This window comes from Chelatococcus sp. YT9, from assembly GCF_018398315.1.
GTDB lineage: Bacteria > Pseudomonadota > Alphaproteobacteria > Rhizobiales > Beijerinckiaceae > Chelatococcus.
This window is the reverse complement of record NZ_JAHBRW010000002.1, coordinates 167728-186972: the sequence shown is the minus strand read 5'-3', so window position 1 is coordinate 186972 and position 19245 is coordinate 167728. Positions and strand designations below refer to the sequence as shown.

Below are 19245 nucleotides of genomic sequence, written 5' to 3'. Positions count from 1 at the left end.
ACGTGGATTACTTGCGTGGGGCGATGCAACAAATTGGAGCGGATCTGGTATGAGGCATCCTGAGCGCGGCGAATGTCGGCCCTTGGGTCTGCGCAGACGTCCACGCTTGAATGAAGCTGACGATGAGGACGCCTACGGTGCTGCGCCATTTTTCCCAGTCAGATGTCGAGGCAGGCCTCGACTATCCAAGGCTTATCGAAGCTCTTGCGGACGCTTTCCGACGCGGCGGCGAGCCTATGCCGGTCCGGCGCAGCTACGAGGTTGGCTTGGATGACGCGCCCGGCCACCTCCTGACGATGCCGGCGTGGAACCGGGGCAAAGCGGTGGGTGTGAAGCTGGTAACAGTTTTTCCACAGAACAGGACACGCGGTCTCGGCGCCGTGTCGTCGCTTTATATTCTCTTTGATGGCCAAACCGGCCAGCCACGCGCGATGATTGATGGCGAGGCTTTGACAAATCGGCGCACGGCGGCGGCTTCGGCGCTCGCCTCGCGGTACCTTTCTCGTCCCGACAGTCGAACGCTGCTGCTTGTCGGCACCGGCCATGTGGCGGAACATCTGCCGGCGGCTCACCGTGCTGTGCGGCCGATCGAGAGGGTCATGATCTGGGGGCGCAATCCCCAGCACGCGCGGGGCCTTGCTGAGCGACTTTGCAGCGGCGGTTTTGACGCTGCTGCGATTTCTGATCTTCCCGCGGGGATTTCGGAGGCGGATATCATCAGTTGCGCGACCACGGCCAGTGCCCCACTCATAGCTGGCAAGCTGCTCAGACCAGGCACGCATCTGGATCTCGTTGGCGCTTTCACGCCGCAGATGCGTGAAAGTGATGACGAGGCCGTGCGTCGCAGCCGTGTCTTCGTGGACACCTATGCGGGCGCCCTTGCGGAGGCGGGCGATCTCTTGCAGCCGATCGCTGCTGGAACCTGGCAGGCGGATCGCGTCTGTGCGGATCTTCACGAATTAACAAGCAAGGCGCGGCCAGGACGGATCTCGGAAGACGAAATCACGCTGTTCAAATCGGTCGGCGCGGCCATTGAGGATCTGGCAGCAGCGAGGCTGCTTGTTGGCGATTCATTCTCCTGAGCTGGACAGAGAGGAAGACGCGCCGGGTTCTTGTGTGCAAATCCAAGAGTTCATCATCAGTGCCGAGACCATCGTCTCTCTCTCGCTGCCCTACCGCCGGGTCTACTCTTATTCATTTGGCGGGCCTCATCATATGCGTGGGGTCCGGCATAAATCCCCTGCGCGCCTCTTTGCGCTAAGGTCGTAAAGTTGTAACAATTAGAACAAGTGAAGCGAGGCGGGAGATCGACTTGGCGCGCAGGCCCAAGCTGAGCGACGTGCTGTATGCCGAGGTTCTGGACCAGATCCGGAGCGGCCAGTTCGAGCGCGACGCAAAATTGCCATCGGAGAACGAGCTCAGTTTACAGTTCGGCGTTTCACGGCCCGTTGTGCGCGATGCATTACGGCGGCTTCGGATCGATGGCTATATCCATTCACGGCAAGGCGCCGGCAGCTTTGTGACAGCGCCTGTTGGAGGCGGGGGCGAGCGTGAGACCAGCCCGCGGATCCTGCCCACCCAAATTACGAGCATCTCTGATGTTCAGAAATTTTACGACTATAGGATCTCCCTTGAGGGGGAGGCTGCCTTCTTCGCCGCGACCTATCGAACGGAGGAGGATGTCAAGCGTATTGGAGCGCTTCTGCAAAGCATGAAGGCGCAGCAAGCCGATGCAAGCAACGCGATAGAAGAAGACCTGAAATTTCACTTTGCGATCGCGCAAGCCACGCACAATCAGTTCTTCCTGTCAGTCTGGGATGCGTCGCGGTCTCATATCCGCTTCATCATCGAGATGGCGCGCAATTTTGCGGTTCGTCATAGCCGCGATCATACAACGATGATCCGATCGAGCCATGAACCGATCTTTGAATGCATTCGTGACGGTGACGCGGACGGGGCCCGGGAGAAGATGCGCGAGCATATATCACGCTCGCGCGAGCGCGTGTTCTTCGGCAAATGGACCTGAGATCGCATTCGCCGCAAGGTTATCTCACAGTCGCCGCTTAGCTTTCGGGGCTATGACTATTTCCCGGATAGATCCGCGCAAAAAAAGACGCGGCGTTGCCGCGTCAGTGGGGAGGAAAATCACCAATGAAGGCAACCTTACCGCCGTTGACGAAGACGGCGGGCTGGCTGCCGTGCGGCTTATTCCATATCCGGCGTGATCACATTGATAGGGCGTGTGGAGAAAAGCGCTGCCATCATGGTCTCCGCTGACTTGCGCTTGACGTCCTCATAGGCTTCGGGCGACACGAAGGCCGCGTGGGGCGTGATGACACACCTCCCGGTCACCCAGGGTTCACGTGCACGATAGGCTCGTACAAGCTCCGGTAACGGATCTGTGGGCGGTTCGACTGGCAGCACATCGAGACCAAGACCTGCGAGATGACCGCTCTTCAGCGCGGCGCCTGCCGCGTCGATGTCGATCAGCGGGCCGCGCGCCGTGTTGACGATCACCGCCCCCTTGGGCAGTCGCGCTATTTCCGCCGCTCCGACCATGCCACGTGTCTCACGGGTGAGGGGGGCATGGAGGGAGAGGATGTCGCTCTGTTCCAAAAGGCCTTCGAGGCTGGCGGCGCGTTCTATGCCAAGCGCCGTCTCGACGCCGTTGCTGAGATAAGGGTCGTAGAAGACCACGCGGCAGCCGAACGCCTTGGCGCGCAATGCGGCTGTCGTGCCGATACGTCCAAGTCCCACCACGCCGAAAGTGAGTGCGGACAAGCGGCGAAGCAGCGGATCCTGGATCGGTGCCCAGGCGGCTGGTGGATCCGCGCGCTGGGCGTCGTGGTGCAGAAGGAGGCCCTTGCGCAGGGCAAGTGCCAGCGTGACGGCGTGATCACCCACTTCCGCCGTTGCATAGTCGGGGCAATTGCAGACGATCACGCCGCGCTTGGCAGCGGCCTCCCGATCGATCCGATCATAGCCGACGCCCATGCGCACGATGGCCTTGAGCCGGGGAAAACGCTCGAACTCCGCTGCCGTCATGAAATGCCGGAAGAGCATCAGGCCTTCGGCGGCCGCGCAGTCTTCATCGCTGACGTCCTTCAGGCTCTTGACGTCACGACGGGTAATCGTGACGTCCGGACCGAAGACAGACGTCTCCAAAGCCTCGTCAGTGTAGATCGCTTCCGTATAAAGAACGTTGGCCATGAACTTGCCCCTATATCAGGCCTGTGCGGGAGCCTTCTCCAGGAGCTCTATCAGCACACCGAGCGGATCGCGCATATAAAGTCCGCGAATTCCGGCTGCTGCGCCCTCGGTGATTGTTGTGATCTTGCCGGCGAATGAGCCCCCGCCTGCGAGGATCTTGTCCACCGTAGCGTCTAGATCATCGACTTTGAAGCAGACATGACCGGCAGCGACCTGATTGGCCCCAGCGGGTGACGTCCCGCCAGAGGCGGTCGCAAACTCAATGAATTCGAGATGCGCGTCATCGCTGAAGAGATGGGCGATGCGCAGCGTCGCGCCTTCAATTCCTGTGAAGGGAGGCACCCATTCGCCGCTGCGCTCAACGATCGGACGGGGCTCGAAACCCATGACCTCAGTCCAGAACGCCACCGATTTTTCCAGTGATGGCGTTATGAAACCGGTATGGTCAAAAACATGCGGCATCACACTTCTCCTGGCTGAACACGTTCAGCGCTGAACCTTGATCGACTTGAAGCTGCGGCAGGCGGATTTCAGCGTTTCCTCGATCGGGATGCGCTCAACGCTCGAGGCTGCGACAAAGCCGACAGCATCCGTGTGGAAGTTCACGTATTCCGCGTCTTCGGGAGAAGAGATCGGGCCGCCATGCGAGAGGAGAATGATGTCTTCCCGCGTGGATCTGGCCGCCTCGAAGAGCGCCTTCAGGGTAGACACTGCATTGTCAAGCGGCATGGCATTGCGCGAGCCCACGTCTCCGCCGGCGGTGAGGCCGCAATGGCCGACGATCACGTCGACACCGGCTTCCACCATCATGCGCGTGTCCTCAGGCGAGTACACATAGGCCATGGTGAATATGTCCTTGTCGCGGGCGCGCCGCACCATGTCGGCCTCACGGCAGAAGCCGAGACCAGCCGACTCCAGATCCTTCCGGTACTGTCCGTCGATCCGGCCCACCGTCGGGAAGTTGATGATACCGGAGAAGCCAACGCCCGAGATCTGCTCGAGCAGGCGGTCCATGTCGCGGGTCGGATCGACGCCGTAGGCGCCGCCGATCACCGGCATATCCTTCGTGGCGGGAATGACCGCGCGCTCGCCAAGGCGCAGCATGATCTCATTCGCATCACCGACGGGCAGGTTGCCGACCATGCTCGGATGGCCATTCAGGCGGAAATAGCCCGAGTTGTAAACAACAACCAGATCGGCGCCCGCCTGCTCCGCGCAGCGTGCAACGAGGCCGTTGCCCGCACCAACCACGAGGATGGACTGCTTGGCGTCGATCTGCGCCTTCAGGCGGCCGAGAATCTCAGTCCGGGTGAAGCGTTTGCTCATGGGCGAGCCTCATTCTTTTTTGTGTTGATCATATCGATCAGAAGCGAGGTCGCAGCTTCGATCGTGACGCGATCGTTGATGTGCGCATCGACATCGATGACGGGGACATGTGAGGCGAGTTCCGCGCGGATCGTGCTGCGGAAGGCATCGTCGGCGGCGGGGGCCCAGAAAGGTCCATCCTTGCGGTCATAGGCGGAGAAGCCGCCCAGCGGCAGGACGACCGCAACGGGTCCCCGAGCCGCGTTGAGCTTGCGTGCGATGAAGCGCGCTATCTCGACATTCTCCGCTGGCGTGGTGCGCATCAGGGTCGCCAGCGGTGTATGCGAAACGAAGCTGCGGTGGTGGAAGCGCTCGGGCACCGTTGTACGCGGGCCGAAATTCACCATGTCCACAGCGCCGGGCAGGATGACTTGCGGCAGCCCGCGCTCGCCCGCCGCCTCAAGGCGGTTGGGGCCGGCGCTGCAGATGCCGCCGACGAGTTCGTCCGCCACCTCTGTCGTGGTGAGATCGAGGACTGCGTCGATCCGCTCTTCACGGATCAAGGCCTCCATGGCCTCGCCTCCGACACCTCGGGCGTGGAAGCCCAGCACCTCGAGGCCCTGCGACTGCAAGATGGCGAGCGCGTGCTCGGCACCTTCGGTGGTCGAGCCGAAGCTCGTCAGACCGACACAACCTCGGCCGGAGCGCGCCGATGTTGCTGAATCGAGCGCAAGCATGGCGTCCATCGCCGCGACGGCGCGATGCAGAATGCTGCGCAGGAACGTGTTGAGGCCGAGGATATCGACCACAGAATGGAAGAGGAGCGCATCCTTGATGCCCACGAAGGGGCGTGTGTTTCCACAGGCCACTGTCGAGACCAGCATCTTGGGCAGGCCGAACGGCATCAGACGGAATGCCGCCGCGGCGAGAGCTGCGTTGGTGCCGCCGCCGATGCCGAGAAAGCCGCCAACCTCGTCCTTGGCGAGCAATTCCCGCAGAATATTTTCCAGTCCCGCGATCATCACCGGCAGGGCGGCTTCGCGGTCGCGCTTGGCAATGAGCGCGGCGAGGTCGCCGCCGCCGGCCGTGGCCACCACCTCGCGGGGGAAGTCGGCCGCCAGGGTCGGACGGCCGAGGATCCCGCAGTCGATGACGATGACCCGCCGGCCGCGCTTCTCCAGCGCTGACCGGACGTAGCCGATCTCCTCGCTCTTGGTATCGAGCGTGCCGGCGATGACGACGGCGGCCGTGCCCATTAGTTGCTGCTCCGGCTGGCGTGCCAGGCGTCACGGACGTCGTCGGGGATGCCGACCCTGACGATCGTGTTGTTGGTCATGCTCTCGACAAGGGCGTCGAGCGTATAGGAATTGACGACCGAGTCGATCAGACGAGGCGAGGGGGTCGATTGGCCACGCACCGCTTTCACAAAGCGGGCGAGCTGGGGCTTGTAGGCCTGGTACGACGGGAGATCGTCCTGGAGCGGGTATTCCGAGGACACGGGATGCTCGATGGTCCTCACATGAGAGAACTTGAGCGCCTCGTATTCGAAGATGGTGGCGTCGCCAGCAAGCGTGAAAGGGGTCGAGAGGCGATAGACGCGGTTCGCGCAGGTGATCTGGACTTCCTGCGTGAAGATCGCGGCGTTGCTGGTCTCGATGAGCCCTACACGGCCGTTCTCGTAGGTGACTTCGCCGAAAAGCCGCGTGATTGTGCCGTAGCTCGGGCTGATTGTTCCAGATGCATAGACCTGCGCGGGCAGAGCGTCCGCATAGCGGCCGAGGATGTTTACGGGATAGCAGGTGCGGTCGTAAGGCACGGAGCCGCCGGTCTCCTTGCGCTGCCGCCATGTTTCCTTGCCGCCCTCGGGGTCGGGCGCGTACATGCTGAAGCTGGAGCGGATCGAATCAATGGCTCCGCTCACCTCGCGCCGCACGAGCTTGTCCAGTTCACCGATCACCGGATGATGGGTGTACATGAAGGCTTCGACCAGCGTGACCCCGGCCGCCGTCGCCGCCAGCCACATCTCACGGGCTTCCGCGCCGGTGAGCGCCAGCGCCTTCTCGCAGAGGATGTAGCGGACGCCAGAGTCGATGGCCGCCTGGATCTGCTCGCGGTGCTGCGCCGGCCAGGTCGCGAAGACGACGCCGTCGAGCGATTCCTTCGCCATCATGTCACGCGCATCGGTGTAGATGCTGTTGCTGCCGAACTTATGCGCGAAACGCCGCGCGGATTCTTCGTTGACGTCAGCGCAAGCCGTGAAGCGCACAGAATCGCCAAGACGATCCGCGGCGATGCCATGAGCTTCCGAAATACGCCCGCAGCCGACGATACCGAGCCGCACCTGATCCATAAAAAAGTCCTCCGAGGCCCAACGCCATCGAGGCGTAGGGGGGTAAAAGCCGTGTCAGGCGCTGCGCGGCAGGAAAGCCGTGCCGGCGCGCTTGGCGATCTGATGGAGACGGGCGAAATTCACCGCATAGTCCCGCTCTTCGGCAAAATGCTCGCAATAGCACGTCACGTCGGCGTCAAGCGTCGCGATCTTCTTGAGATAGCTTGTGAGATCCATCGTGCCTTCGCCGATATAGACTTCGTTCCAGCGCAGACCGAAATGCGCGCCCTCCCACTGGATATCCTTGATGTGAACACTCACCACCTTGTCAGCGAGCAAGTTGAACGTACGTTCGATCATCGATGTCGTGTCGTAGAACGACGCGTGCGAGATCATGTTGCCCTGGTCCATGTGGACACCGAAACGAGGATGATCCACGGAATCGATAAAGGCGCGGATGTCCTCGGGCTGATAAAAGAACGAGGTGTACCAGGGTTCGACGCCATATTTCGAGATCTTCAGGTCGATCCCATCCAACGCGCGAAGAACGATTTCCCGGAACTCGGCCTTACAAGCTTCGGTGAAGTTGTAAGCATCCGGGAATAGAGGACGGTCGGACGGGTGCTTGGTGCCAACCAGGGTATTGGTGGAGCGGCAACCCATGAGTTCCGCGTTGCGAAGGACCGTGCGAAACCGCTTCATGCGGCTCGCGCGCAGCTCGGCGTCATCCGTCAGCAGGTTTTCCCAGAAACCGGCCTCGCCGATGACAATGCCGAGCCTCCTGGCCTCCTCGCCGAAGGCGATAGCTTCATCTTCGGTGAAATGCTCCAGCTGGCGTGGCGCGATGATGGCCGACAGGCCGTAGCAATCAAGCTTGTCGCAAAGTGCCCTGAGTTCCTCGATCGTGCTGGGCGCGAACAGAGTGCAGCCAAGACGCACATGACCCTCCCTTGCTGGCCTTGTTTCCACCTACCCTGCTTGCGATCTTTATGACATGAAATTTTACATGTCAAACTGCTCTCTCGGCTGGTGCCTTCCCAGGGTGATGGAAAAATACCATTATATCTCAATAAATTGTCCAGACTTCAACGGCTGGATATGGGCCGCGCGGCCTGCGGAAGAGTTATAATAAAGTTATATGTTGACATGTTTGATTTACCAGTTAGCTTCTCAACTGCCGGCCGCTACAAGGGCCAGCACCGAAGGAAGAGCGCGTGAGTTAAGAGCTGACGCGCCGTTGATCTGGGAGAAATGCGGGACGACAGCGGGCGCTGGAGAGTCTCGACGCTCTGGATGAGCGGGTTCAGGACCTGCGTGAGGCAGGGTTCGCGCCTCCCCACGATCAGAGCGTCGCGCGCGCGACAAAGCACGATTCTGCCTCAGAGGGGCGGCAAGGACAGGCGATAGGGAGACTGGCAATGGGATCAATCAATAAACTTCAGTATCTGTTAGCTGGCGCAGCTATCGCCATAGCCTGTTCCCAGGCTTCAGCCGCTGACTTGACGATCGGCTTTCTGTCCTCGCAGAAGCCCGGCGCGTTCAGCGACGTCATCGCGAGCTTCGAGAAGGCCAATCCGGGCATCAAGGTTCAGGCCCAGTACATCCCATTTGACCAGCTCAACGCGCAGGTGCAGGCGCGCCTTGGTTCTGGCGATACGAGCGTGGATGTCTATACGGTGGACGAACCGCGCGTTCCTTATTACGCCCATCGCGGCTTCCTGATGGATCTTTCGGAGCATCGCGGTGAGATCGAGGCCGCTGCCAACGCTGCGCCGATAGCGGGTGCGAGCTATGATGGCAAGATCTGGGCTTTCCCATTCTGGACCACGGCGCAATTCCTGTTCTACAACAAGGATCTCCTGGACAAGGCAGGGCTTCCCGAGCCGAGCGGGGATCCGGCCAAGCGCCTGACTTGGGAGGAGGTTCTTCCCAATGCGAAGAAGGCGCAGGAGGCCGGTGCGAAATGGGGCTTCGCCTTCGACCAGAACGACCGCTATTATGAAGTGCAGCCGCTCTACGAGAGCCTTGGCTACGGCCCCGGCCTCAAGGGTGACAAGCTGCTGGAGCCGGCGTTGACAAGTGATGGCTGGGTCAAGACCACGGATTGGTACAGGAATCTTTATGCCAGTGGCCTAGCCCCCCGTGGTGTCACCTACGAGCAGATGCCGGCGCTCTTCTCGTCCGGCCAGCTGGCCTACATGGTGGGTGGTGTGTGGCATGCACGTTCCTTCCGCAATGCCGAGGGTCTTAACTTCGGGATCGCGGCCATGCCCTATTTCAAGGATGGGAAGCCCGTCACGCCGACCGGCTCGTGGACTATCGGCGTCAATCCGAAAAGTACCAAGAAGGACGCGGCGCTCGCCTTCGCCAAATACCTTACCCTCAATTCGGAAGGGGCTCTTCAGGCCAGCACCGTTGCGCCTCAGCCGCCAGCAAACAAATCGGCGTTCGAGGCATATCTCAAGCGTGAAAGCGAGGCTGGCAAAACGCCTGGCTTCGGAGAAATTGTCCGCTACGATCTTGCCAATACCGCCGTGAACCGTCCCCGCACGATCGGCTATGTGGTCTTTGAAGAGAACATGAACAAGACTTTCAGCGACATCCGCAATGGCGCAGAGGCGAAGCCCTCGCTGGAACGGGCCGAGGGCGTGCTGCGCGCTGGCTTCGGGCGCCTGAACTGATGGCAGTAGTCGGGCGCGGCCGGAATGGCCCACGCTGGGGGGACGCGCTTCGGTCCGGCTCCCTCGGCACCGCACTCCTCTTTCTGGCACCGGCGCTGGTCGCCGTGGTCATCCTGCGTATCTGGCCGGCGGGGCTGGCGCTTTGGCAATCCCTGCATGAGCCGGCAGCCGCGCCCGGCTTTGCTAATCTCGGATTTGGCAACTACACTTATCTTCTCAGCGATCCGGTCTTCATCGAGTCGCTCACCACCACATTTTTGTTTCTCATCATCGTCAATCCGGTGCAGATCGGTCTTGCCCTCCTTCTGGCGCTCGCCATGGATAAGGCTTTGCCGGCGGCTGGGCTCTGGCGCACCCTGATGCTTCTGCCTGTCGCCGTGCCGCAGAGTGTCTCGGCGATCATCCTCGGGGTTGCTTTCCGGCCAGACGGACCGGTCAATGCTTTGCTCGCAACAATCGGCATTCCTCCTCAGGGTTTCATGACGTCGACAAACCAGGCGTTGATAACAATCATCATGATTGTCAGTTGGGTCGGCGTTGGTTACTGGATGACCTTTCTGCTTGCCGGGCTGCGAGACATTCCGCCCATTCTCTACGAAGCGGCGGAGATCGATGGCGCCAACGGCTGGCAGCGCTTCTGGCATGTCACCTTGCCGCAGCTCCGACGCACACTGACTTTCGTGCTTGTAGCCAACACCGTCGCCAATTTCCTGGTCTTTGCGCCGGTCCAGATTCTGACCAAGGGCGGTCCGCAAGGGTCAACCAACCTCATTATGAACGAGATCTACACGCGCGGCTTTCTCTCCGGCGACATGTCAGGCGCTGCGGCTGCGACAGTCATTCTCGTCGCCCTCGTCATTGTCGTGGTCGGCATCCAGTTCCGCATGATGACCGAGCGGGCGAAATCATGAAGGCGAATAGTCCCTGGCTGCGTTTCACCTTCGTGGTGGCGTGCTGCATCGTGGTGATGCTGCCCCTATGGTGGGCGGCTGCAAGCGCGTTGCGTCCGAGCGATGAGGTGTTTCGTTACCTTTCGCCCATCAGCATCTGGACATTGATTCCCAGGGAATGGACGCTTTCCAACTTCATTGCCCTGAGCCAGGGGCCGTTCGCGCGGGCCATGATCAATTCCGCGCTGGTCACAACGCTCACCGTGGTAATCGGTCTTGTCGTATGTGCAACGGCTGCCTTCGCGCTCGCAGTCCTCGAATATCCCGGCCGGAGCGTCATCTTCGCCATCATGGTTGTGAGCTTCCTCATTCCCTTCGATTCGATCGCTGTGCCCCTATCTGAGCTTTTCCGCAGCCTTGAACTACAGAACAGCTATGCCGGTCTTATCCTTCCGGGTATCGGGAACGGGCTGGCCGTGTTCATGCTGCGTCAGTTCTTCATGGCCATTCCGAAGGAATTGTCAGAGGCCGCCAAGATTGATGGTCTCGGTTGGGGCGGTATTTTCCTGCGCATTTATCTGCCCCTGTCGCGGCCTGCGCTCATCGGGGCTGGCCTCATCCTCTTCGTCTTTCAGTGGCAAGCCTATCTCTGGCCTCTGCTGATCGCACCCAACCCCGACTATCACGTCGCATCGGTCGCGATCGCCAGCTTCGCCGGACAATACGATGTCGACTATGGTCAGATGTTCGGCGGCGCTGTCGTCACCGCCTTGCTGCCGATGGCCATTCTCCTCATCTTCCAGCGGTATTTCATCGCCTCGCTGGCTTCATCCGGCTCAAAGGAGTGAAGGCTTGGGTCATCTTCGTCCGCCTTGGCGACCTCGGAAGGCTCGGGCGAAAGGGGAGGACACCACGCCCGTGCTCGACCTCTGAACAAAGGCCGCTTTCAGTCGTGTGGTGGAGGGGAGCGCACTAGGGGTGGCGAGGCGGCGATCGAGAAGAGTGATGGCGCATCCGGCAATCTCGTCGGGATCCTGCCGGAAGGTGCTGAGACGATAGGCGTTCCATGCCGCCTCGGGAATGTCATCGAAGCCGACCACCTGGAAGTCGCGGGGCGCGATGAGGGCGTGGTCGCTGCGCGCGGTGTCGATAAGCCCGAAGGCGATCAGGTCGTTGACGCAGAAGACGGCTTCGGGTGGCCGTCCATTCCCGAACAACCGAGCTGCCGCCTCCTGTCCGCCGGCGTAGTCGGAGTCGCGGCCTTGCACCACGATGACATCTGCGCCGAGCCGCCGAGCCTCGCTGACGAAAGCCTGCTCGCGTTCAACAATGCTGGGCGTGCCGGACGCAGATCCCGCAAGGGCCAGTCGTCTTAACCCCTGCGCGGCGAAGAGTTGGGCGGCCTCGCGTGCCGCACTGGCATTATCGATCTGGATACGGTCGCAGTCGGGCTCCGAGCGGCCGATCATGATGAGCGGTTGGCCGTTCTGACGGGCGAGCTCCACGAAGGAAGTCGGTGGCGAGCCCGACAAAATGACGGTCGCCTCGGCACGATAGCCGAAGAGCGCCGTTTGCGCAGCCCGCATCTCCGGTTCGGAACTGCCGGTGTTGATAATGAAGGGCACGTTGCCGCGGCGGATCAGGGCACGCGTCAGCGCCGCCACCAGATGCGCCCGGAAGCCGAGTTCCGGCTTGGTCACGACGAGGCCCACCAGCCGGCTGCGATGGGCGAGCAGGCTGCGCGCGAGGTCGTTGACCTGGTAGCCGAGTTCCTCCGCCGCGCGCATGACCTTCTCGCGCGTTTCAGTCGCAATGCTGGCCCCCGGCGTGAAGGCGCGGGAGACCGCGGAGCGCGACACGCCGGCAAGCTCGGCCACCTGCTGCGCGCTGACGAAACGTCGCGCCGGTGGCTCGTCGTTAGGGATGAACTTCAATGACCGACCTTCGACAGCACATCGGATTTCAGGAAACGTTCCACGACGAGCATGAAGCCGATCGACGGAATGAGAAGCAGAACAGCCGTAATTGACGCGACCTGGTAGTTGCCGCCCGCACCCGCTGTATAAAGCAGGAGCGGCAGCATGTTGACGTCGGGGGCGCCCACGAAATAGCTGCCCGTGAACTCGTCAAGGGACTCCAGGAAGACGAAGATCGCGCTGGCGAGAAGTCCGGGCGCCGCCAACGGCAGGGACACATCGCGGAAGGCACGCAGCGCGCCGGCGCCCACCGAGCGGGCCGCCTCCTCGAGCTCGCTGTCGACCGCCGCGAAGGCCGCCGTCGCGATCCACACCGCATAGACAAGCCCATGGGTGGCATGCACCAGCACGACCCCCGCGATCGTGCCGTTGAGGCCGATCTGATAGAACAGCCGGGCGATGTTGACGTAAACCGTGAGATTGGGGAACGCCTGCGGAATGAGAAAGGCGAGCAAGATCGCCGCGCGGAAGGGCAATTTCAACCGGGCGAGCGCATAGCCCGCGGGGATCGCCAGCATCAGCGCGACGATCACGGTGAGCATGGCGACGAGAAGGCTGTTGCTCAGCGCCTCCAGGGCATTGCCGCGCGGCGAGAACACGCGTGCCCAATAGCTGAAGCCGTAGTCGATCGGCAGCGCATGGGGAAAGTACCAGCGCTCCGCGACGGCCCAGAGCGCCAGATTGGTCAAGGGGCCGAAGATCGCGAAGGCGAGGAGGCCGAGCACGATGGCGCGCGGGATCCACCAGAGATCGACGCGTGGGCGGGTGAGGCCAGCGGCCGCCGGAATGGCCATGCTCATGCCCGCTCCCTCACGCTGTGACGCAGGTAGATCCAGGCCACGCAGGCTGTCGCGGCGAGCGAAATGAGGCCGAGCGCATTCGCCACCCCGTAGTCGCCATAGGCATTGATGCGGAAGGCGATGTCCGCGGTGATCATCGTCGGCGACTGGGCATTGATCATCAGCGGCACCGACAGCACCGACATCATGGTGACGAAGGACAGGACTAGGCCGACCATCAGGGTTGTCGCCACCTGCGGCACGAGGATCTCCCAGAGAATGCGCAGCCGCGAAGCGCCGAGGTTGCGCGCGGCCTCTAGGGTTCCGCGGTCGACCGAGGCCATGGCGCCGGCCACCAGCAGGGCGACGAAAGGCGTCTGCTTCCAGACGAAGGCGATCACGATGCCGCGCCAGTCGAGGAAACTTGTCGCCTGCAGCGGGGTGATGATGCCGGCGGCCATGAGCACGTTGTTCATCAGGCCGTTCTTGGCGAGGAACGTCCGTAGCACCTGCCCGACGACGATGAAGGGAATGAACATCGGCCAGCGGTAGAGCCAGCGTAGCAGGGCGACCGCGCGCGGGTTCTCGCCGAGAGTCAGATAGCCGCCGATGGCGATCGCGAACAGGCCGGTGAGGACAGTCGACAGGCTGACGATTATCACGGTGAAGACGATGTCGGACGCATAAAGCGCAAACGACTTGGTGAAATTGCCGAAGCCATAGCCGCCGTCCACCACGAACGCCCCAATCACCGATGCGGCAAGCGGCACGATGAAGAGGAAGACGATCACCGCGAGGGCGGGCAGGACCAGCATCAGTCCGAAGAGGCGCTTGGGCATGGCTTCATTCCCGGGTGGCCGTCCGGGACACCCGGACGGCCGGTCTTGGTCAACTCATGCTCAGTTGGTCGCTTGGCGCTCGTACGCCTCGAGGATGGCGTTATTGTAGGGCGCGATGGGGAAGGGCTTGCCGTATTTGGCGAGATCTTCTGGCTTCACGTCAGTGAAGAGCTTGTTCCAGGTAGCGTCGTCGAGCTCGGCCTTCACATGCTGGGCGTCGATGCCCGGATACCAATTGAAGCGCTTGACGATGCCCTCGGCCTGCACCTTCGGGCTCGTCGCGAGCGCAACGAACTTCTCGGCCAGCTCCTTGTTGGGGCTCTTGGCCGGGATCACGTAGTGCATGGGCTGGCCGGGCATGCCCGGAGCCGGCAGCATCAGCTTGAAGTCCGGAGGCAGCTGGCCGCTCGCCTGCCAGGAATAGAACATGTCGACCCACACCGGCCCCATGGCGATCTCGCCGCGCGACAGGAGGTCGAGGGTGCCGGCATTGCCGGGGGTGAGTGTCGCGGTCTTGGTGAAGTCCCGCAGGCTCGTGAAGGCCTTGTCCCACTTCTTGGTTTCGCCCTCCTCGAACGGGCCGTTCATGAGCTTGTTGGCATCGCCGTCGCCGAAGGCATAGATCCAGCCCATGACGAAACTGACGCCCGAGGCGCCGCCCTTGATGCCGTTGTAGCCGAACTGCTTGGGATGGGCCTTGGCCCATTCGGCAACTTCGGCGTAGCTCTTCGGCGGGTTCGGAACAAGCGCCGGATTGTAGGCGATCGCGGTCTGGCTATTGAACATCGGCATGACATAGCCGGTGACCTTGGTGCCGAGCGCCATGTCGGCGTTGGCGCGCGTCACCATCTTGCCGGTCGCGATCTTGTCGCGATAAGCCTCGAGATAGCCGCCGGTGATCATCGGGGCAACGAACTTCTCGTGGACGACGGCGACATCCGCGTCCCACTTGGCGGCATCGGCCTTCTTCTGCGCGTCGAAGCGCTCGACGATCTTCTGTGATCCCGCATCGCCGGGGCCGGTGCCAACGACACGTACGGTGTTGCCCGGATTTTCCTTCTCGAACAGTGGTCCGAGATACTCGTTGATGTAGTCGACCATGTTCTGGTCGCCGGCGGTAAGGACGGTGAGTTCGGCCGCCGCGGCTGGCGAGGCTGCGAAACCGAGAACAAGCGTCGCCTGGAGAAGTCTCTTCATGGGTGGTCTCTCCGTTCGGTGAAAATCATGCCTCAGATGCTTCCAGCACGCGGCCTGTCCGGGCATCGTGCGGGGAACGGGTGGAGGAGGGCCTTGCGGCGCTCCGTGCGTTGAAGAGGAAGAGCTTGTCCGCCGGGATGCGAATGCGGACGGCGGTGCCGGGTGCGTGCCGGCAGGCGGCGTCAATGAGCAGTTCGTTCCGTCCGACGCGCACGGCATGCCGCCAGAGGCCCCCGGGATAGCTCGTCGCCTCCACTTGGCCGGTGAGTTCCAGGTTGTGATCCGAGGTGGGCGTGGCCGGACCGGCCGGCAGGAGCTCGGCCGCCTCGGCGCGGAAGCGCGCCTCGAGTGGGCCGTCGCCTATCGCGCGGCCGTCGCGCGGCAGCGTGCTGTGAGCGTTTCCCGGGCCGGCCTCGATGTCGATCCGGTCGCCGCTGACCCGCCCGCTGAGCTCGAGCACGTTCTCCGCGCCCATGAAGGCAGCGACGAAGGGTGAGGCGGGACGGTTATAGACGTCTTCCGGCGTGCCCTGTTGGGCGATACGGCCGCCATCCATGATGACGATGCGGTCCGCCATCACCATGGCCTCTTCGCGATCGTGGGTGACGTGGACAGCGGTGATGCCGAGGCGCTTCTGCAGCGCACTGATGTCGTGGCGCACCTTCAGCCGGATGCGTGCGTCGAGATTGGAAAGCGGCTCATCGAGCAGCAGGATCTGCGGATCGATGGCCAGCGCCCGGCCGAGCGCCACGCGTTGGCGCTGGCCGCCGGATAATGCCGCCGGCTTGCGCTGTCCCAGATGCGAGAGGCCGAGCAGATCCTCCAGCGCGGTGACACGGCGCGCGATCTCATCGCGGGGCAGCCTCTTCAGCTTCAACCCGTAGCCGATGTTCTGCGCCACCGTCATATGCGGCCAGAGCGCATAGGATTGAAATACCAGTGCCATGCCGCGCCGGTCCGGCGGCAGACGGGTGACATCCCGGCCTGCGACGCTGATTGAACCGGCGGAGGGTTGCGCAAAACCGGCGATGGCGCGCAGAAGCGTGGTCTTGCCGCAGCCTGATGAGCCGAGGAGGGCTACGAACTCACCCTTGTGGATAGCGAGGTTCAACCCCTTCAGCACCTGGGTTGAGCCGTAGCCCGCCGAAAGGTCGGAGATGCGAAGGAAGATCTGTTCGTCCAAGGTCTCGCCCTTTTGCACAGCTGTGCAATCAGGAGCCAAATGCTCCCTCACGCGGCGAGAGACATAGAAACCTTTCTTAACGAGCTGATGACGATGCAGCGCCAGACGATACGCCGGAGAGATCAGAGAACGCGAACGGGAGGCTCACGCGTCCCGACACGGCAGGCTTCGCTAGGCATGGGAAGAAGTGAAGCAATGCAAGCTGCTGCTTCACGCGAGGTCATCCGCGGTGGGAAATCGGTGCAAGCGCCTTCGCCAACGCATCCCGTAGCAGGCGCCGCGACGCTGCCCGTGTCTTGAAGCCCGCATGGGCGGTCAAGGTGACGTTGTCCATCGCCACATAAGGATTTTCCGGGGGCAATGGTTCCTCGTCGAAGACATCGAGCGCGGCATGGCCCAGTCGTTCCTCGCGCAAGGCACCCAGCAAAGCTGTCTGGTCGATGAGGCCTGCGCGCGCTGTGTTGATAAGCAAAACGCCTCGCTTCATAAGGCCGAATTCCGCCCGGCCGAGTAGTCTGCGGGTCTCATTAGTGAGTGCGAGGTGTAGCGAGATCACGTCACTTTCCCGCAGTAGCTCCTCCAGCGAACAAGCCTGAAAGGCGCTCCATTCCGCATCGAGCGGCCGGCGGTTCCAGATCAGCGGGACCATGCCGAGAGCTTGCGCGATGCGCGCCATTTCCCGGCCGATGCCGCCGAAGCCGATTATGCCGATCGTGCGCCCGGCAAGCTCGATTCCCTCTAGAGGATCCCAGTCCCCGTCTCGCAGGGTGCGGTCCATTCGGGCGACTTGGCGAGCGGCGGCGAACATCAGCGCCGTCGCATGTTCCGCGACAGAACGGTCGCCGTAGCCAGTGACCGTCAGCACCTCGATGTCGCGCCTGCCGGCCGCCTCGACGTCGATATAGCTCGTCGCGCCGCTGCCGAGAAACACGATCCGGCGCAGATCAGGAAGGCGTCGAAGCACGTCGTCGTTCATGAAGCTGTGTCCGTTCATGAGCACGTCATGCCCACGAGCCAGTTCGACGATCTCGTCGGCGCCGGGATCGCCGACATTCACGGCAATGGCGCCGGCGTGGACGTCCGCGACTTCGTCCATGAGCTCGCGCATGAACGGCGAGCAGTCGATATAGCAGATACTCATGAGGCCTGGCTCGCCTGCCGGATTTCGGGCTTTCCGAACACGCCATGGTCCATGGTCGCCAGCAGCGATCGCGTGTAATCGTGACGCGGATTGCCGAAGATCTCGTCCGTCGTGCCGTATTCGAGCATGCGCCCGTGGTAGAGCACGGCGATGCGGTCGCACATATAGCGCGCGACCTCGAGGTCATGGGTGATGAAGATCATGGCCATGCCCGTTTCCGCCTGGATATCCTTGAACAGATTGAGCACCCCGGCGCGCACGGAAACGTCGAGCTTCGACACCGCTTCGTCCGCGACGATCAAGGTCGGCGACAGGCAGATCGCCCGCGCGATCGCCACGCGCTGCAGTTGTCCCCCGGAGAGCTCATGCGGATAGCGCTCCGCGTGCGCCTCCGTCAATCCAACGCGATGAAGGAGGGCATCGACACGCGCCGGCATCTGCGGCCGCGGGCAGGCCTTGGCGACGGTGAGCGCATCGATCAGCGAGGCGCGCATGGTCTTGCGCGGGTTGAACGAGCCGGCGGGGTCCTGGAATATCATCTGCAGGTCGCGCCGCATGGGGCGCAGCTGCGTTTCCGAGAGCCGGGTGATATCCCGGCCGCGATAGATGATCTGGCCGGCGGACGGCGTGTAGAGACGCAGTATCGTACGGCCCAAAGTGGTCTTGCCGGAACCGGATTCCCCGACGAGGCCGAGGATTTCGCCCGGCGCCACGTCGAAGGATATGTCGTCGAGAGCCTTGAAAGCCGGGTGCGAGCCCCGGCCGGGGAAGGTAACGGCAAGATGGCGCACGCTGATGAGGGGCGAGCCGCTATGTCGCGCATCGTCCCGCCGCGTCACCACGGCGGCACTCTTGTCCGTGCCGATGCGTGTCGTCAGCCGGCCGTTGTCGCCGCCGCGCGCCAGTTCCTGCGCGGTGTCGATCAGGAGCCGCGTGTATTCATGCTGCGGCGCCTCGAAGATCTGCCGCGTCGGCCCGATCTCGACAAGCTCCCCGAAGCGCATCACGGCGATGCGGTCGCAGAGCGTGGCCGCGACGGCGAGATCATGGGTCACGAAGATCATGCCGGCCGACAGCCGCTGGCGAATGTCGCGGAAGAGTTCAAGAATTTGCTGCTCGACGATCTTGTCGAGATTAGTGGTGGGCTCGTCGGCGATGATGAGATCGGGCTCGAGTGCGAGCACGAGGGCGATCAGGGCGCGCTGCAGCATGCCGCCGCTGAGCTGGAAGGGATAGAGTTCGATCGCCGCTTCCGCGCGTTTGATGCCGACGCTGTGCATCAGTGCGATCGCCTTCTCGCGGGTATTCCCGACCGCCAGACCCGCGTGCGGCCGATCCGGCCCGTGGGCGGCGGCGCGCGCGATGATGTGATGGAAGTGCCAGCCGATCCGCTTGGACGGATTGAAGGAGGCGACAGGGTCTTGGAAGATCATCGCCATGCGGATGCCGCGCAGGACGCCGAACTGATACTCCGTCAAGCCCGGCAGGGCGATGCCGTCAAAGCTTAGTTCTTTCGCCTCCACACGGGCATTACGCGGCAGAAGACGCAGCAGCGAGAGGCCCGTGATCGTCTTGCCGGAGCCGGATTCACCGATAATGCCGAGGATCTCGTTACGGCCGACGGTCAGGTCGATGCCATGGATGATCTTTGTTTCCTTGCCATGATTATGGAAGGACACATTCAGGTCGCTGATGTTGACGAGCGGTGCCGCCAT

Annotated in this window: 18 protein-coding genes; 5 read left to right on the top strand and 13 right to left on the bottom strand. The window is 62.4% G+C overall.

Going from position 1 to position 19245, the window contains the following annotated elements:
* Positions 1-122: 122 nt before the first annotated feature.
* Entirely contained in the window at positions 123-1082 is a 960-nt protein-coding gene (lhpI, locus tag KIO76_RS20915; RefSeq protein WP_249729990.1) for a bifunctional Delta(1)-pyrroline-2-carboxylate/Delta(1)-piperideine-2-carboxylate reductase, read from the top strand.
* Positions 1083-1312: 230 nt separating this feature from the next.
* Positions 1313-2026, top strand: a complete 714-nt coding sequence (locus KIO76_RS20910) for a FadR/GntR family transcriptional regulator (RefSeq protein WP_213325533.1) — start codon at positions 1313-1315, stop codon at positions 2024-2026.
* 179 nt (positions 2027-2205) lie between these two features.
* On the opposite strand, the gene KIO76_RS20905 is transcribed toward KIO76_RS20910, so the two are convergent.
* From KIO76_RS20905 to KIO76_RS20880, 6 genes are read right to left on the bottom strand one after another with little or no spacing between them, the layout of a single operon-like run.
* On the bottom strand, positions 2206-3210 hold the full coding sequence (locus KIO76_RS20905) for a C-terminal binding protein (RefSeq protein ID WP_213325532.1): 1005 nt from the start codon (positions 3208-3210) through the stop codon (positions 2206-2208).
* A 15-nt stretch (positions 3211-3225) separates the two neighbouring features.
* Positions 3226-3672: a VOC family protein gene (locus KIO76_RS20900; RefSeq protein ID WP_213325531.1), complete on the bottom strand. Its 447-nt coding sequence runs from the start codon at positions 3670-3672 to the stop codon at positions 3226-3228.
* A 24-nt stretch (positions 3673-3696) separates the two neighbouring features.
* Positions 3697-4536, bottom strand: a complete 840-nt coding sequence (locus tag KIO76_RS20895) for a phosphoenolpyruvate hydrolase family protein (protein WP_213325530.1) — start codon at positions 4534-4536, stop codon at positions 3697-3699.
* A complete protein-coding gene (locus KIO76_RS20890) occupies positions 4533-5771 on the bottom strand; it encodes a Tm-1-like ATP-binding domain-containing protein (protein ID WP_213325529.1) in 1239 nt (412 codons plus the stop codon). The genes KIO76_RS20895 and KIO76_RS20890 overlap by 4 nt, the downstream gene beginning before the upstream one ends.
* Positions 5771-6865 carry a Gfo/Idh/MocA family oxidoreductase gene (locus KIO76_RS20885; RefSeq protein ID WP_213325528.1) on the bottom strand — a complete coding sequence of 365 codons (1095 nt, stop codon included), beginning with the start codon at positions 6863-6865 and terminating at the stop codon, positions 5771-5773. Before KIO76_RS20885 ends, KIO76_RS20890 begins: the two co-directional genes overlap by 1 nt.
* 54 nt (positions 6866-6919) lie before the next feature.
* Positions 6920-7783, bottom strand: coding sequence for a sugar phosphate isomerase/epimerase family protein (locus KIO76_RS20880; RefSeq protein WP_213325527.1), 864 nt, complete (start codon positions 7781-7783; stop codon positions 6920-6922).
* 479 nt (positions 7784-8262) lie between these two features.
* Here KIO76_RS20880 and KIO76_RS20875 point away from each other — a divergent pair, with 479 nt between their 5' ends.
* The 3 genes from KIO76_RS20875 to KIO76_RS20865 are packed head-to-tail and all read left to right on the top strand — an operon-like array spanning position 8263 to position 11263.
* A complete protein-coding gene (locus KIO76_RS20875) occupies positions 8263-9525 on the top strand; it encodes a sugar ABC transporter substrate-binding protein (RefSeq protein ID WP_213325526.1) in 1263 nt (420 codons plus the stop codon).
* Entirely contained in the window at positions 9525-10436 is a 912-nt protein-coding gene (locus KIO76_RS20870; RefSeq protein ID WP_213325525.1) for a carbohydrate ABC transporter permease, read from the top strand. Before KIO76_RS20875 ends, KIO76_RS20870 begins: the two co-directional genes overlap by 1 nt.
* On the top strand, positions 10433-11263 hold the full coding sequence (locus KIO76_RS20865) for a carbohydrate ABC transporter permease (protein WP_213325524.1): 831 nt from the start codon (positions 10433-10435) through the stop codon (positions 11261-11263). The genes KIO76_RS20870 and KIO76_RS20865 overlap by 4 nt, the downstream gene beginning before the upstream one ends.
* Before the next feature lie 9 nt (positions 11264-11272).
* Here the strand turns inward: KIO76_RS20865 and KIO76_RS20860 are convergent, their stop codons facing one another.
* The 7 genes from KIO76_RS20860 to KIO76_RS20830 all read right to left on the bottom strand — a co-directional run bounded on the left by KIO76_RS20860 (position 11273) and on the right by KIO76_RS20830 (position 19245).
* Positions 11273-12349: a LacI family DNA-binding transcriptional regulator gene (locus tag KIO76_RS20860; RefSeq protein ID WP_213325523.1), complete on the bottom strand. Its 1077-nt coding sequence runs from the start codon at positions 12347-12349 to the stop codon at positions 11273-11275.
* Positions 12346-13191 (bottom strand): ABC transporter permease, encoded by an 846-nt coding sequence (locus KIO76_RS20855; RefSeq protein ID WP_502761900.1) that lies wholly within the window; start codon positions 13189-13191, stop codon positions 12346-12348. Before KIO76_RS20855 ends, KIO76_RS20860 begins: the two co-directional genes overlap by 4 nt.
* On the bottom strand, positions 13188-14009 hold the full coding sequence (locus KIO76_RS20850; RefSeq protein WP_213325522.1) for an ABC transporter permease: 822 nt from the start codon (positions 14007-14009) through the stop codon (positions 13188-13190). Before KIO76_RS20850 ends, KIO76_RS20855 begins: the two co-directional genes overlap by 4 nt.
* A 60-nt stretch (positions 14010-14069) precedes the next feature.
* Positions 14070-15206, bottom strand: a complete 1137-nt coding sequence (locus tag KIO76_RS20845; RefSeq protein WP_213325521.1) for an ABC transporter substrate-binding protein — start codon at positions 15204-15206, stop codon at positions 14070-14072.
* A 25-nt stretch (positions 15207-15231) separates the two neighbouring features.
* Positions 15232-16389, bottom strand: a complete 1158-nt coding sequence (locus KIO76_RS20840; protein ID WP_213325520.1) for an ABC transporter ATP-binding protein — start codon at positions 16387-16389, stop codon at positions 15232-15234.
* Positions 16390-16609: 220 nt separating this feature from the next.
* Complete coding sequence (locus tag KIO76_RS20835; RefSeq protein ID WP_213325519.1) at positions 16610-17530, bottom strand: 2-hydroxyacid dehydrogenase; 921 nt, start codon at positions 17528-17530, stop codon at positions 16610-16612.
* The gene (locus KIO76_RS20830; protein ID WP_213325518.1) at positions 17527-19245 is read right to left on the bottom strand and encodes a dipeptide ABC transporter ATP-binding protein; all 1719 of its coding nucleotides are present in this window, start codon (positions 19243-19245) and stop codon (positions 17527-17529) included. Before KIO76_RS20830 ends, KIO76_RS20835 begins: the two co-directional genes overlap by 4 nt.